This is a genomic window from Pseudomonas sp. SAR267 (assembly GCF_052077595.1).
In the GTDB taxonomy this organism is placed as follows: Bacteria; Pseudomonadota; Gammaproteobacteria; order Pseudomonadales; family Pseudomonadaceae; genus Aquipseudomonas; species Aquipseudomonas vlassakiae.
On record NZ_JBQIHU010000001.1, the window covers coordinates 5482100 to 5495175 of the forward strand.

17 protein-coding genes are annotated in these 13076 nt (G+C 62.3%); all 17 read left to right on the top strand.

The window, feature by feature from the left end:
* Window positions 1-124 precede the first annotated feature (124 nt).
* Genes ACTORR_RS25985 through ACTORR_RS26065 form a run of 17 tightly spaced genes read left to right on the top strand, consistent with a single transcriptional unit; the run spans window position 125 to window position 13056 of the window.
* A complete protein-coding gene (locus ACTORR_RS25985) occupies window positions 125-508 on the top strand; it encodes a hypothetical protein (protein WP_441344051.1) in 384 nt (127 codons plus the stop codon).
* Window positions 508-2217, top strand: a complete 1710-nt coding sequence (locus ACTORR_RS25990) for a terminase large subunit (protein WP_441344052.1) — start codon at window positions 508-510, stop codon at window positions 2215-2217. Before ACTORR_RS25985 ends, ACTORR_RS25990 begins: the two co-directional genes overlap by 1 nt.
* A gap of 11 nt (window positions 2218-2228) precedes the next feature.
* On the top strand, window positions 2229-2393 hold the full coding sequence (locus ACTORR_RS25995) for a hypothetical protein (RefSeq protein WP_010952648.1): 165 nt from the start codon (window positions 2229-2231) through the stop codon (window positions 2391-2393).
* On the top strand, window positions 2386-3720 hold the full coding sequence (locus ACTORR_RS26000; RefSeq protein WP_441344053.1) for a phage portal protein: 1335 nt from the start codon (window positions 2386-2388) through the stop codon (window positions 3718-3720). The genes ACTORR_RS25995 and ACTORR_RS26000 overlap by 8 nt, the downstream gene beginning before the upstream one ends.
* The gene (locus ACTORR_RS26005; protein WP_441344054.1) at window positions 3717-4463 is read left to right on the top strand and encodes an HK97 family phage prohead protease; all 747 of its coding nucleotides are present in this window, start codon (window positions 3717-3719) and stop codon (window positions 4461-4463) included. The genes ACTORR_RS26000 and ACTORR_RS26005 overlap by 4 nt, the downstream gene beginning before the upstream one ends.
* A 9-nt stretch (window positions 4464-4472) precedes the next feature.
* Entirely contained in the window at window positions 4473-5726 is a 1254-nt protein-coding gene (locus ACTORR_RS26010; RefSeq protein WP_033738946.1) for a phage major capsid protein, read from the top strand.
* Window positions 5727-5767: 41 nt separating this feature from the next.
* On the top strand, window positions 5768-5995 hold the full coding sequence (locus tag ACTORR_RS26015; protein WP_441344055.1) for a hypothetical protein: 228 nt from the start codon (window positions 5768-5770) through the stop codon (window positions 5993-5995).
* 3 nt (window positions 5996-5998) lie between these two features.
* Window positions 5999-6475 carry a head-tail connector protein gene (locus tag ACTORR_RS26020; protein ID WP_441344056.1) on the top strand — a complete coding sequence of 159 codons (477 nt, stop codon included), beginning with the start codon at window positions 5999-6001 and terminating at the stop codon, window positions 6473-6475.
* Entirely contained in the window at window positions 6475-6819 is a 345-nt protein-coding gene (locus tag ACTORR_RS26025; RefSeq protein WP_441344136.1) for a phage head closure protein, read from the top strand. Before ACTORR_RS26020 ends, ACTORR_RS26025 begins: the two co-directional genes overlap by 1 nt.
* Window positions 6809-7273, top strand: a complete 465-nt coding sequence (locus tag ACTORR_RS26030) for an HK97-gp10 family putative phage morphogenesis protein (RefSeq protein ID WP_441344057.1) — start codon at window positions 6809-6811, stop codon at window positions 7271-7273. The genes ACTORR_RS26025 and ACTORR_RS26030 overlap by 11 nt, the downstream gene beginning before the upstream one ends.
* Before the next feature lie 7 nt (window positions 7274-7280).
* Window positions 7281-7649 carry a DUF3168 domain-containing protein gene (locus ACTORR_RS26035; protein ID WP_225785769.1) on the top strand — a complete coding sequence of 123 codons (369 nt, stop codon included), beginning with the start codon at window positions 7281-7283 and terminating at the stop codon, window positions 7647-7649.
* Between the two features lie 52 nt (window positions 7650-7701).
* On the top strand, window positions 7702-8217 hold the full coding sequence (locus ACTORR_RS26040) for a phage tail tube protein (protein ID WP_103446290.1): 516 nt from the start codon (window positions 7702-7704) through the stop codon (window positions 8215-8217).
* A gap of 9 nt (window positions 8218-8226) precedes the next feature.
* Window positions 8227-8565 (top strand): phage tail assembly chaperone family protein, TAC, encoded by a 339-nt coding sequence (locus tag ACTORR_RS26045; RefSeq protein ID WP_054886651.1) that lies wholly within the window; start codon window positions 8227-8229, stop codon window positions 8563-8565.
* Between the two features lie 29 nt (window positions 8566-8594).
* On the top strand, window positions 8595-8849 hold the full coding sequence (locus ACTORR_RS26050) for a hypothetical protein (protein ID WP_441344058.1): 255 nt from the start codon (window positions 8595-8597) through the stop codon (window positions 8847-8849).
* Window positions 8850-8898: 49 nt separating this feature from the next.
* Window positions 8899-9249, top strand: coding sequence for a hypothetical protein (locus ACTORR_RS26055; protein ID WP_441344059.1), 351 nt, complete (start codon window positions 8899-8901; stop codon window positions 9247-9249).
* 55 nt (window positions 9250-9304) lie between these two features.
* Window positions 9305-12709: a phage tail tape measure protein gene (locus ACTORR_RS26060; protein WP_441344060.1), complete on the top strand. Its 3405-nt coding sequence runs from the start codon at window positions 9305-9307 to the stop codon at window positions 12707-12709.
* Entirely contained in the window at window positions 12709-13056 is a 348-nt protein-coding gene (locus tag ACTORR_RS26065) for a phage tail protein (protein ID WP_441344061.1), read from the top strand. Before ACTORR_RS26060 ends, ACTORR_RS26065 begins: the two co-directional genes overlap by 1 nt.
* The last annotated feature ends 20 nt before the right edge of the window (window positions 13057-13076 follow it).

A 13076-nucleotide genomic window follows, 5' to 3' on the forward strand; every position in this document is an offset into this window, starting at 1 on the left:
AAAACGGCTCAAATGAGACGAAATATCGTTGGCGGGGAGGGGGAGGGTCAAAAGTTCAGGCCTTTCCGCTCGGACACCGCGCCCTCAGCTTTTTTTCCACTTCCGCAAAATTCAGGTTTTCAAAATGGCCCGACCGCGCAAGCCGACCAACGTGCTTGAGCTGACCGGTGCGTTCAAGAAAGACCCACAGCGACGCCGCGAGGATGCTGAACCGGTGGGTGAGCTGACCGCACCGCCGGCTCACATCAACGGAGCAGTGCTCCACGCCTGGAAGGAGATCGCGAAGTACGCCCCCCGGGACGTGCTCACCAACTCCGACCGACTCAGCCTGGAACTGGCCGCCAACCTGCTGGCTCAGTTCCGCAACGCCCCCCTCGATTTCCCCGCCGCCAAACTGGTGCGGCTGGAAACCATGCTCGGCAAGTTCGGCATGACGCCGGCCGACCGATCCAAAGTCGGAGGGGGTAAGTCAGAAAAGCCGAAGGGCAATGCATTCGCGGAGCTGTGATGGCAAAGACGAAATTCCCGCTGATGAAGGCGGCTGAGAAGTACGCCAAGGATGTCGTCGCTGGGAAAATCCTCGTTTGCAAATGGATCATGCTGCTGGCCCAGCGTCACCTCGACGACCTGGCCGCGTCCAAGCGAAAGGACTTCCCGTACAAATTCGATCCGGCCAAGGCGGAAAAGGTCGCCAAGTTCCTTCAGCTGCTGCCGCACACCAAGGGCAAATGGGGTGGCAAGAAGCAGTTGATAAAGCTGGAGCCCTGGCAGCTTTTCTCGGTATGCGTACCGTTCGGCTGGGTCCGCAAGAAGGATGGCACCCGGCGTTACCGCACGATCCTGGTGTTCGTTCCCAGGAAGAACGGCAAGTCCATCATCGGTGGTGGCGTCGGCCTGTACATGTTCGTTGCCGACGGAGAGTTCGGCGCCGAGGTCTACTCGGGCGCTACTACCGAGAAGCAGGCGTGGGAGGTGTTTAGGCCGGCGAAACTGATGGTCGAGCGGACTGATGATCTGCGGGAGCACTACGGCGTCGACGTGAATGCCTCCAACATGGTTGTCCTCGCCGACGGCTCGCGCTTCGAACCAGTCATTGGCAAACCTGGGGATGGTTCGTCGCCGTCGTGCTCGGTGGTGGACGAATACCACGAACACCAAGATTCGACGCTATACGACACCATGGAAACAGGCATGGGCGCTCGCGAGCAGCCCATCATGCTGGTGATCACCACCGCAGGCTCAAGCATCGGCGGCCCCTGCCACCAGTTGATCCGCGACTCGGAGCGGATGCTGGAAGGCGTCATTGAGCGTCCGGATCTCTGGCCCGCGCTATACACCATCGACCAGGGCGACGACTGGACCAGCGAACTGGCGCTGCGCAAGGCGAATCCGAACTTCGGGATTTCGGTCGGCGAGGACTTCCTGCTGGCCCGCCAGCGTGACGCGATGCAGTCGGCAACAAAACAGGCCACCTTCCGCACGAAGCACCTGAACGAGTGGGTTGGCGCCAAGAATGCCTGGCTCAACATGCTGCGCTGGAAAGAGGCTCCGGCCAGGAAGAGTCTTGCGGACCTGGAGGGGCGCCCGTGCTACGGCAGCCTCGACCTGGCTAGCAAGATCGACATCGCGGCGAACCTGCTGATCTTCCCGCCTCATGGCGACGATCCGTACTGGCACATCCATGCCAGGTACTACCTGCCAGAGGCGCGTGTGCTTGAGGAACTGGACAGCAACACCGCGCGGTACCGCGAGTTCGATGCACTCGGGTTGCTGACCCTGACCGACGGCGAGGTCACCGACTTCGAAGTCATCAAGGAGGACATGCGCGAGTTTGCCGGCCGGTTCGACATTCGAGCCTATGCCTACGACCCATGGCAGGCCACGCAGCTTGCCCAGGAGATGGATGCCGAGGGACTGCCGATGGTTGAGCTGCGCCAGACGGTGCAAAACCTGAGCGAGCCCATGAAAGAGGTAGAAGCTCTGGTCCTGCAGCGAAAGCTGGCCCACGGCGATTGCCCCGTACTGACCTGGATGGCTTCGAACGTCGTGGCGAAGCTGGACGTGAAGGACAACATCTACCCCAACAAGGAACGCCCGGAGAACAAGATCGACGGCATGGTGAGCTTGATCACCGGCTGCGCCGTGGCCATCAAGCTCGGCATCGACGACTCCGGCCACTTCGATGACTTTCTTGCCAGCCCGATCGTGGTTGGCTAACGGAACAACCTATGAAAACTGGCCTGATCATCTTTCTGGTGCTTGCCGCCGGCGGCTTGCTGCTGGGCGTTGCTGGCGTATACGTGCTGGCCGGCCTGGGTTACGCGCTGCTGGCCGCTGCCGGTTCGCTACTGGTCGCTGCGGGCTTCATTCGCAAGGGGTTGATCGGTGGCTAAATCACTCACGCAAATCCTCGGCCAGGCCCTGGTGAAATCGGCCGAGCCGGGAGTGGCATCGAGCCTGGCGGGCTGGGCTGGCCGCAAGATCGGCCTCACCGACTCCGCGTTCTGGAACACCTACTACGGCACCGACTCGGCATCTGGGAAGGTGGTCAGCCAGCAAACGGCGCTTCAGCTCTCGACGGTGTGGGCATGCGTGCGCTTGATCGCCGAAACCATCGCGACGCTGCCGATCGCCTTGTACGAGGACAAGAACGGCGCGCCGGTGGTGGCCAGCTCCCACCCGGTCAACTCCGTTATCAGTCAGCAGCCAAACGCTGACCAGACCCCGGTGGAGTTCTGGGAGAACGTCATGGCCAGCCTGCTGCTGCAGGGAAACGCATTCTGCGAGCCTCACCTGAGCGGCCGAACTCTGACGAGCCTGGAGTTCCTGCTGCCGCAGAACATGTCACCACCGCGCCGCCTGGCGGACGGCTCCATCGAGTACCGCTATACCGACAACTTCGGCAAGCCTCACACGCTGACCGAGGATCAGATGGTTCACGTTCGAGCCTTCGGGGTGGACCCGCTTTGCGGCCTGTCGCCGCTAGCCTACGGACGGCAGGTGCTGGGCTCGGCCATGGCCGCTGATGAGTCGGCAGCCAAGATGTTTGCCAACGGCATGAAGCTGGGTGGAGTGCTGTCCACTGACCAGATCCTCAAGCCGGACCAGCGGAAGGACATCCGCGAGGACATGATCAAGCAGTTCTCCGGCGCGACGAACCACGGCAAGACCATGGTTCTAGAGGCGGGCATGAAGTACCAGCAGGTATCCATGACGCCCGAAGACGCCCAGATGTTGCAGACCAGGGCGTTCAACGTGGAGGAAATTTGCCGCTGGTTCCGGGTGCCGCCGTGGATGGTCGGGCACACGCAGAACTCCACTAGCTGGGGCACCGGCATGGAGCAGCAGATGATCGGCTTCCTGTCCTTCACGCTGCTGCCCTGGATCAAGCGCATCGAGATGTGCGCCAACCGGCGCCTGCTGCGCCCTGATGAGCGCCGTCGCTTCTACGTGAAGTTCAACCCTGAAGGTCTGCTGCGCATGGACAGCGCGGCGCGGGCAGCTTTCTACAGCTCGATGACGCAGAACGGGATCTACACCCGGGACGACTGCCGGCGCAAAGAGAACCTGCCCCCGCAGGGCGGCAACGCCGCGAAGCTCACAGTGCAATCCAACATGCTGCCGATCGACAAGCTGGGCCAAGACCCCGGTGGCGCCAACCAGGCCAAGGCAGCGTTGCTCGACTGGCTCAACGACCAGCCAAGAGGTAAATCTGAATGAAAACCGCACCCACCAGCTGGTGGTCTGGGCCCGGCGTTAAGGCGGGACACAAGGATCGAGCAGCGGCAGTCAAGTACCGCTCTTTCGACTATGACGTGAAGGCTGTCGGTGACGACGGCCTTTTTTCTGGCTACGGATCAGTGTTCGGCGTGGTCGACAGCTACAACGAGGTGGTCGCGCCTGGCGCCTTCCTCGAGTCTATCGAGGACGCCAAGGCCAAGTCTCGGACCTTCCCTGTGCTCTGGCAGCACCGTACCGGTGAGCCGATCGGCAGCTGGGACATCAGCAGCTTGAAGGAAGACGAGCGAGGGCTGTTCGGCGCCGGCGAGCTCTGGCTGGAGGACGCGCCCTATGCACGTATCGCGTATCGCGGCATGCAGACGCGCTCCATCACCGGCCTGTCGATTGGCTACTACGTCCGCGAATCGAGCTTCGACGAGAAGACCCGCATTCGCACCCTGACCAAGCTGGACCTGATCGAGATCTCCATTGTCACCGTGCCGGCCAACGACGAGGCGCGAACCGACACCATCAAGTCGAAGCTGGCCCATGGCGGCCTGCCTTCGATGCCTGAATTTGAGCTGCTCCTGCGCGAGGCAGGCTTCTCGAAAACTCAGTCCGCGGTGATTGCCAACCGTGGCCTGCAGCACCTGCTCCGGAGCGAGTCCGAGGGCGACCTGGCAGCAATCGAAATCGTCGAGGCGTTGAAGTCGCGCCCGGCACTTTCTCTCCCATCGTTTTGAGGATTCATCATGCATAACGCCATGAGCAACCAGGCTCGCTCTGAACAACGCCAGTTCCAGCGCAAGGAGCACGCCGACGACAAGATCCAGCTGAAGGCGGTCAACGACCTCCTCGACGAGCGCGATCAGGAGATCAAGGCCTTCGCCAGCAAGGCGGCCGCCGAGATCAAGGAACACGGCACCATCCTGGAAGAGACCAAGACCGTGCTCGACGGCCTGGTGAAGGATGGCCTGGGCCTGCAAGATCGCCTGCAGGAAATCGAGCAGAAGATGGCCCGCCGCTTCGCGGCAAACGATCCTGTCGACGTGAAGTCGGTGGGCGAGGAGCTGTCCGAAACCGAAGAGTTCAAGGCTCTGCAAACCCGTGGCCGCGGCATCGCGCGTATCGGCCGCAAGGCTGTGACCAACATCACCAGCGCCACCACTGGCACCGGCGGCGTGGGCGTTGCCATCCAGCCGACCCGCCTGCCAGGGATCATCACTGAGCCGGAACGCCAGTTCACCATCCGTGACCTGATCATGCCGGGGCGCACGTCGTCCAACGCCATCGAGTATGTGCGCGAGAGCGGCTTCCAAAACATGGCCGCCGCTCAGGCCGGCGAGGGCGCACTGAAGGCCCAGTCGGACCTGTCCTTCGAGCTCAAGACCACGCCGGTTCGCACCATCGCCCACTGGTTCAAGGCCTCCAAGCAGGTGCTGTCGGACATTCCGCTGCTGCAGAGCTACATCAACGGCCGCGCCATCTACGGCCTGAAGTACAAGGAAGAAGAGCAGATCCTGGCGGGCGACGGCACTGGTCAGAACCTGCTTGGCCTGATCCCACAGGCGACCGCGTTCAACAACGCCCTGCGCAAAACCGGCGATACCAAGATCGACACCCTGCGCCGCGCCATCCTGCAGGTTCGCGTCGCCGAGTACCGCGCCTCGGCCATCGCGCTCAACCCGGTCGACTGGGCCGACATCGAGCTCACCAAGGACGCCAACGGCTCCTACATCTGGGTGAACGTGCAGGAAGGCGGCGTACAGCGCCTCTGGAAACTGCCGGTGGTGGACAGCAATGCCGTTCCGGAAGGCGAGTTCCTGGTCGGCGCGATGAACATTGCTGCCCAGGTGTTCGACCGCGAGGAAGCGGCTGTCGAGGTCTCCACCGAAGACGGCGACAACTTCCGCACCAACATGGTCACCATTCGCGCCGAGGAGCGTCTGGCGCTGGCGGTGTACCGCGAAGAGTCGTTCGTTCACGGCGAATTCGACGCCCCGTAACCATCACCGGAGCGCGCCTCGGCAACGGGGCGCGGCAGGCCATGCCAGAAGTCAGTGTCAAGACCATCAAGGGTTTCAACAACGACGGTGTTTACGCGAAGCGCGGCTCGACCATCACGGTGGACGAGCAGCGCGCCCGCGACCTGTTTCGCAACGGCCTCATCGAGGAGTACGACTTGAAGAAAGCCCAAGAGCCGGAAAACAAGAAGGCCCCGGAGCCTGCCAACAAGGCCGCTAAGCCGCCGGCATCGAAGCAGTCGAAGGAGTAAACCATGCCCGTGATCTCCATCGATCTGGCCATGCATCACCTGCTGGCAGAGCCAGAAGACCAGGTGCTCGTCGAGGCGCAGCTTGGTGCAGCGGAAGATGCGGCGATGAGTTTCCTCAATCGCCGCTTCTACCTGGATCAGGTGGCCCTCGACCAGGCCCGCGCCGGCGTGCCGGCTTCCATGCAGCAAGCCAGGGAGGCGAACGCGGCGGCGGTTGCTGCTGCGGAAGCCGAGCAGGATCACACCCTGCGTTGCCGCCTGCTCGAGCACGCCCGCCAGGCTCTGGCCGACGCCTACGATCAGGCCGACGCCATCGCCTACGGCATGGTGCTCAACCCTGCGATTCAGGCGGCCTGTCTGCTCAAGCTGGGCCATCTGTTCGCCAACCGTGAGGAAGTGGTCACTGGGACGACCGCTGTCGAGCTGCCTCTGGCGTCCCAGCACCTGCTGATGCCGTACCGCATCCGGATGGGTGTGTGATGCAGGCCGGCAGGCTCCGGCACCGCATCGACATCGAGGAAATGACCACTCCCAGAGATCCGGTGACCGGTGAGTACGGCGAACCCCAGTGGGTGGCCCGCTGGCCTAAGTGTCCGGCGCGTGTCGAGCCGCTATCGGCCCGCGATTTGGTGGCCGCTCAGGCCGCCCAGTCTGAGGCGACTGCGAGAATGGTGATCCGGTACCGGGCCGGCGTGCTGCCCACCATGCGCATCGTTTACCGCAACGAGGCTTACAGCATCGAGGGGCCGCCGCTGGCTGACCCCAACTCCGGTCTGGAGTACCTGACGATCCTGGTTTCAAAAGGGGTGAAGGATGGCCGATGAGATCTCCGTGCGCCTGCAGGGGCTGAAGGCTGCCACTGACAAGATGGTCGGCCTGGCGCCCAAGCTGCGGCGAAGCGGCCTGCGCAAGGCTGCCCGGCAGGCCATGAACATCGTCAGGGACGACGCCAAGGCGCGGGCGCGGGCGCTCGACGATCCGGAAACCGCCGAGAAGGTGTGGAAAAACATCATCACCCAGGAATCTGCCCGCCAGGGGCGGCGCGAAGGCGGCGTGGTGATGAAGGTCGGTGTTCGCGGTGGCGCCAGTTCCAACCAACACAGCCAGGACGCCAGCGGCAACCCCGGCGGCGACACCCGCCACTGGCGCTACCTGGAATTCGGCACCAAGCACAACCCGCCGGCCCCGTTCATGCGGCCGGCGTTCTCCACGAACGTCAACGCCGTGACCGAGCGCTTCGTGCAGGTGTTCGGGCAGGAAATCGACGCAGCACTGTGAGGAACCCATGGAGGCGCCAATTTTCGCCGTTTGCTCGGCAGACCCCGGGGTGGCCGCGCTCATCGGCTCAGGCATCGATTGCCGCCTGTATTCCTTCGGGGAAGGCCCGGAAAAACCGCTCAAGCCATATGTCGTCTGGAGCGTGATTTCCGGCAGCCCTGAGAACTACCTGGCCGGCAGGCCTGACGCCGACGGCTTCACCCTGCAGTTGGACGTGTATGCCGCAACCGGCGCGCCGGTGCTGGCCGTCACCAAGGCGCTGTGTGCAGCGATCGAGCCGCGCGCCTATGTCGTCCGCTGGGGAGCCACTGACCGCGACCCGGATACAAAGGACTTCCACCGAAGTTTCGACGTGGACTGGATAGTCCCCCGATGAACCAACCGAGCCCGCCCAGTGCGGGCTTTCTTTTACCCGACAGGAGACCACCATGTCGATTTTGACCCAAGGCACCCAGGTCTTTGCCCTGGTACCGCCTGCCACTGGTACCGGCCCGATGACCGTGATGGAGGTGGAGTGCGCCACCGCCTTCAACCCCGGCGGCTCCCCCAAAGAGCAGATCGAGGATACCTGCCTCAGCTCCGACGAACGCACCTACAAGCCGGGGCTTCGTACTCCGGGCCAGGCTTCGTTGACCATCAACGCTGATCCGAAAAGCCCGAGCCATGTCCGGCTGCATCAGCTGTCCGAGGCAAATGGTGACACCACCTTGAAATGGGCAGTGGGCTGGTCCGACGGCCCGCGGGATGCTGAAGGTAAGCCGACCGCGCTGCCGACAGTAAACGCAGACGGCGATGACTTCGAGTTGCCAGCGAGTCGAACCTGGTTCTTGTTCCAGGGCTATGTCGCTGACTTCCCCTTCGACTTCGCCGCCAACACCGTGGTCAGCACCGCGGTTTCCATCCAGCGCTCGGGCGGCTCCGCCTGGGTACCGAAAACCGCTTAAGGGGTAACCATGGATCTCGCGCAACTGAAGAAGAAAGGGGGCGTCATCGCCGACGCCCTGGTGCCGAAGGAAGTCGAGTGGAAGCACGCCGACAAGAACGGCAAGCCCATCACCGACAAGTTCACCGTGCACGTGCGCCGGCACGCCTTCGGCGTCATGGAGGCAATGTTCGCCGGCGGCGAGGCCGAGCGCTTCAAGAACGCCCGCTACCTGGCCGCCTCGATCATGCTGGGCAAGGACGGCACCGAGGAGCTGCCGTTCGATGATGCCGTCAACCTCGACTCGGCCCTGGGCATCGTCCTGCTCAATGCCGTCAACGAAGTGAACAACCCTCCAGCAAAGAGCTGACCCCGGCCGACGAGCTGTGGCATGAGCTGGTGCTGAGCGGCATAGGTGGCGCGACGATCGCAGAGGCCAAGGCCACGCTGTCCTATGCGGAAGTGCTGGCCTGGGTCGCCTACCGGGATAAGCATGGATCGCTCAACCTGGTTCGCCGGGTCGAGCTTGCTGCCGGACTGATCGCGCTGCAGGTCAACCGAGGCAGCGGCGGCAGGGCTGACCTCTACGACTTCTTGCCACACCACATCCGGCCGGGTGCTGATCTAGAGCAGGCGATGAGGGAATGGGTGTGAATGCTGGCCTCCATGATGGTAGATTGCAGCCAAAACATGGAGGCTAAACATGGATCCGGCTATCGCCACCAGGGCAGAAATCCGAGACTACGTACGGATTAAAGGTGAGATCCTTCTGGAGTTTGCTCAAGAGGGCGGTAACGTTCATCAGAAGGCGCTCGACCAGCAGGACGAGGTGACCGACTTGATCGCACACCTTTCGGATGAAGAGAAAGTGCGCTTCCTCAACATCTACACGGAAGAGGTTAACGCCAGGGCATCCCAGCTGGAGCAGGACTCCAACAAACTCTTTGCCGATGCTGCAAAGATCGAAAACGACAAGAACCAAGTTGGCTCAACTATTGCTGGGATCCTCGTTGTCGTTACCGTGTTGTTGATCCTCTGGAAGCTATCTCAGTAAAAAAAACCAACATAGAAACCCGCTTCGGCGGGTTTTTTTTCGCCTGGAGGAAAGCATGGCGAGTCGCTCCCTGGGCACCCTGACCCTCGATCTAATTGCCAGGATTGGCGGATTTCAGCAGGGCATGGATCAAGCAGCGAGATCAACTCAGCGCAGCATGGCTCAGGTTGAGCAGCACGCTGACCGAGCGTCTGCGGCGGTCATGGCGTCTTTCAAGACTATTGCTGGAGCGGCGGCTGCATATCTGGGGGCCCAACAGGTAGTCGAGTACTCGCAGGCATGGGTCGGTGTCCAAAACCGTATCAAGCAGGTATCTGACACCTTCGAAGACTTCTCCAAGCAATCTCAGGCAGTTTTTTCGATCGCGCAGAACTCGCAGTCGTCGCTGGACGCAACTGCGGAGCTCTATCAACGAATCGCGGCGTCTTCTGGTCAGCTTGGCGCAAACCAGGAAAAGATAGCCCAGGTGACGCAGAACATCAGTAAAGCGATGTCTGCGAGCGGAATTTCTGCTGAAGCGGCCCAGGGCGCCTTGGTGCAACTGGGTCAGGCATTTGCATCCGGGGTACTCCGTGGGGAGGAGTTAAACTCCGTCCTTGAGCAGGCTCCTGGCCTGGCCCAGGCGATTGCCGACGGCCTTGGCGTTGCCCGTGAGTCGCTTCGCTCGATGGGGGAGGCTGGCAAGCTGACATCGAAGGAAGTGTTCGCTGCAATCCTCAACCAGACAAGGGCGATCGACGACTCGTTCGCACGTTCGCAGACCACCATCTCCGGTGCCTTCCAGGTGATGGAAAACAGTGCCATGAAGGTGATAGGCACGCTTGATGAGTCGCTGGGCGTTACCAAGACCTTTGTGAGTACGGTCCTCGAACTGTCCAAGGCCTGGGATACACATGGCATTGAAACCTACACACAACTGCTGAAAACCGGGCTTTATGTTGCCCTCGCGCGGGTTGCTACAGGTTTCGTTAATGCTACTGCTGCCAAAGTGGCTGATGTGCAGGCCACGAGGGAACAGACCTACATGGCCTCGGTTGCCGCTGCTGGCGAGCTCCGCAGGGCCGAGGCAGTTCGTATCGGGGCTGCTGCCGATGTAGAGGCCGCGGCGAGAGCTGTTGCCAGCGCTAAAGCCAGGGTCAGCGCCGACCGCCAGGTCCTGGTTTCGGATGTATCGAGGCTGCAGTCAGTTCAGGCGGCACTGGCTGCTGAGAAAGTTCTGGAAGCTCAGAGGCTTCAGGCGCAGATAACCGACGTTGGCCGTCAGCAGGCGGTGGCCAGGATGGCTGAGTTGCGCCTGGCTGAGGTTGCGATTACCAATCAGCTTGCGGCGGCAGAGGCGAAGCTGGCAGCGACAACGCTGGCAACATCCGCACAGGTCACTGCGGCGATAAATCAGCAAACGGTGGCCAAGGAAGCACTGGCCGTGGCGACCACGCAGGTTACCGTTGCCCAGACGGCATCGACTGTGGCTATGGGGGCATGGTTTTCGGCCGCTACAACAATGGGCGCTGCTCTCGTTACGCTGCGCACAGCTGGCGCAGCGGTATTGCGAATGGCCGCCGGATGGCCAGGCCTGATTCTGACCGTCGGCGCGCTGGCGCTGTCCTTCATCGACTTCGGCGACAAAGCCGAGGAGGGCGCCGGCAAGGCGGCAAACGCCTTCGAGGATGCCTCGACCCGCATCCGCCAGGCCTCAAGGTCGATGCTGCCGGAGAACCTGAGCACTCAGTCCTACGACCAGTTGCAGGATCGACTGAAGGGGCTCCAGGCCGAACTCAAGGAAACCGAAAAGCTGCAGGAGCGCTTCCAGAAGGGCGTCGACGACAAGAGCGATGTGCCGTTTGAAACGTCGCTCGACGCCTCGAAGGAGAAGGCTGATGCGCTCAAGCTGGCCATCCAGTCGGTGCAGAAGGAGCTGAATAGTTCCCGCCTGGCGTCTGACAAGGAGGGCAGCACCTACCTCAAGAACCTCGAAAAACAGGCAGTTGTCGCGGGCAAGCTGACCGAGGTCGAGAAGCTGCGGGCGCAGATCGCCGCCGGCGCAGTGAAGTTTTCGCCGGACGACGAGAAGAAGGCCCTGAACGCCGCGGCCGCGATCGACAAGGCAAACAAGGCCCTGAAGGAATCGAAGGCTGGAGATAAGGACAGCAAGGCGCTGAGCCGGCGCTTCGAGGAGATGGAGGAGGGGTATCAGCGGCAGATCGAGCTGATCAACACCTCAACCGACAAGCGCAAGAACGCCACCGAAGTGGAGAAGATGGCCTTCGAGGTCTCCACCGGCAAGCTGGAGGGTATCAACGCTCAGCAGCGCAAGCGCCTGGAAGGACTGGCGGCTGAGCTCGACGCGCTGAAGAAGCTGAAGCAGGCCGAGGAGGATGCCAAAAAGCTTGCCTCCTTCCGCTCCAGCGTGAACGAGGACTACCAGACCGCGAAAAGCGGGTTCGATCAGGAACTTGCTGGCGCCGGCCGCGGCGATGAGTACAAGGAACGCTTGAAAGAGCGCCTGGCGATCGAGGAAGACTTCAACCGCCAGCAGCGCGAGCTGGTGCTGCAGCGCAACAGCGGCGATATCAGCCAGGACCTGTACGACCAGGAAACCCAGGTGCTGAGTGATGCCCTTGCCGAGCGCCTGGAGCTGCAGAACGATTACTACAGCCGGCTCGACGAAGCGCAGAGCAACTGGATGGATGGTGTCACCAGTGCCTGGGAGAACTTCGCGGATGCCGCGACGAACTATTCGGCCATTGCTGCAGATGCGACTACCTCGGTTCTTGGCAGCGCTAGGAGCGAGCTCGGTTCGTTCTTGAGTGATGTGGCAACGGGGTCTGAGGATGCTGGTGATGCACTTATGGATATGGTCACCGGCTTCGCCAAGTCGATGATCGATACCCTGGCGGACATGGCCGCGCAGTGGCTGGTGTACCAGGCAGTGCAGTTGCTGGTCGGTAAGAGCACACAGTCGGTTGCAGCTATGGGCATGGTGGCCAACGCGCAGGCGACCTCGTTCCAGGCCCAGCTCGCTGCCTATGCGTCCACTGCCGCGATCCCTATCGTCGGTCCGGCCTTGGCGCCTGGTGCCGCGATGGCCGCAGCCATGGCCACGGCGCCGATGGTGGCCGGCGTAGCATCCACATCCCTCATGGGTATGGCTCACAACGGCCTCGACAACATTCCGCGAGAGGGCACCTGGCTGCTCGACGGCGGAGAGCGGGTGCTGAACCCGAACCAGAACCGCGACCTGACTCAGTACCTGCGCAACGCGAACGATGCTGGCGCAGGCTCGGGCGGCGGGGGTGGCGGTGTCACCATCAACGCCCCTGTCACTGTCCAGGCGCAGCCCGGCATGAGCGACGACGCCGCGCGCCGGCAGGGTGAAATGATGGCCAAGGGACTGGAGGAGCAGATGGAGCAGGCGATCTACAAGGCCACCCAGCAGGGCGGCATTCTCTGGAGGCGGTGATGGCGGAAACGTTCAGCTTCTGCACCCGGGTGGGTGCGACTGGCGAGATCAAGCAGCGGGTGTGGGAGAACGACTTCGGTGACGGTTACACCCAGGCCGGCGGTACCGGGATCAACACCAAGACCCAGGAGTGGTCGCACAAGGCGGTGGGCAGCCTTGACGCCGGCGAAGAACTGCGCCTGATGCGCGACTTCCTCGACCGGCACGAAGGCTACAAGTCCTTCCTCTGGACGCCGCCGGGCGGCACGCAGGGCCGGTACAAGGCCAACGGCTACAAGCTCGACCCGAAGGGCGCCGGGCTCTTCGAGATCAGCTTCACCATGAAGCAGACATTCACCCCCTACTGACCCCGCACTGCGGGGTTTTT